General features: G+C 40.5%; 1 protein-coding gene. It reads right to left on the bottom strand.

The features are described 5' to 3' along the window. Positions 1–1094: type VI secretion system contractile sheath large subunit (gene tssC, locus R8N28_RS26585; RefSeq protein ID WP_318183837.1), on the bottom strand; the 1094-nt coding region annotated here is incomplete at both ends.

Raw genomic sequence — 1094 nt, 5'->3', positions numbered from 1 at the left:
ACTTTGACGTAGTGTGCTATACGCGATACACACATCGTGTATTGGAGCATTGAGGTGAGTTTTGCATTAGTCGCAACATGCTTCTCTTCGTACAGTTTTGGCTTATACAACGAAACATTGGAAGTCATGCCGACCATGTCTGTTTCAGGAACTGGTGAAATCGGAATGAACCCACAATCAGACAGTTCTTGCTCTTTACGCTCAGAGACTTTTAGATTTAAAGGGCATCTATCTCTGTCATTTTTGCCATTAATGCGCGTTTTGTTTCTTGTAGGAGCAACAATAATGCCTTGACTATAATCCCCCTGTTTTATTCCTCGCATGTGAGTAAACCAACCGTGCTCTTGGAATGCTCTAATCGAAACAGCAGCAAAACAGAAGGCTCCACTTCCCCACAATAAATCGTTATTTGAATCGTCAATATTCTCTTGAAATTCAAATTGATCGTTTCGAGAACCATCACTTTTGTAGGGTTGTCGAAAAAGCACGTTAGGAGCGGTTAAGCCAATAAACTTGGTATCATCGTTATCTCGCAACTGTCTCCATTTGACATAATCAATTTGTTCAAATTGTGCCGCAACGTCTCGAGTCGACGAAAGTTCGGCAAATGTGTTCACACCGAATATTTCAGGAGACGCAGACATTACAAATGGACTAAATGCCGCAGCAGCAGACTGAGATATCTTGCTTAGCACAGAGATATCTCTATCAAAATAATTTGTTCTCGGGTCATAACGTAATTGATAATCACCAACAACCACACCAAAGGGTTCTCCTCCGGCCATTCCATATTCATTTTGATAGAGCAATTTAAACAAGGCAGACTGATCGAATTCGATAGCCTTGAGCGCATCTTTACTTACTTCATTCCATGTTGCAGATAGAACTTTAATTTTTACTGAGTCAGACGACGGTTTATCAACTTGTTCACATAAATATCGAACACCTACCCAACTGCACTCTAATTTCTGAAAATCTGGATGATGAATGATCTCATTGAGCTGCATCTGTAATAGTGTGTCAATGGTATTAATCGTGCTCACAATGCTATGGCGAAAACTCGCAAAATCTTTAGATTGCGTGCCTTCCAACCA

Source organism: Vibrio sp. Vb1554 (assembly GCF_033344235.1).
This window is presented reverse-complemented; position numbering and strand designations above follow the sequence as displayed.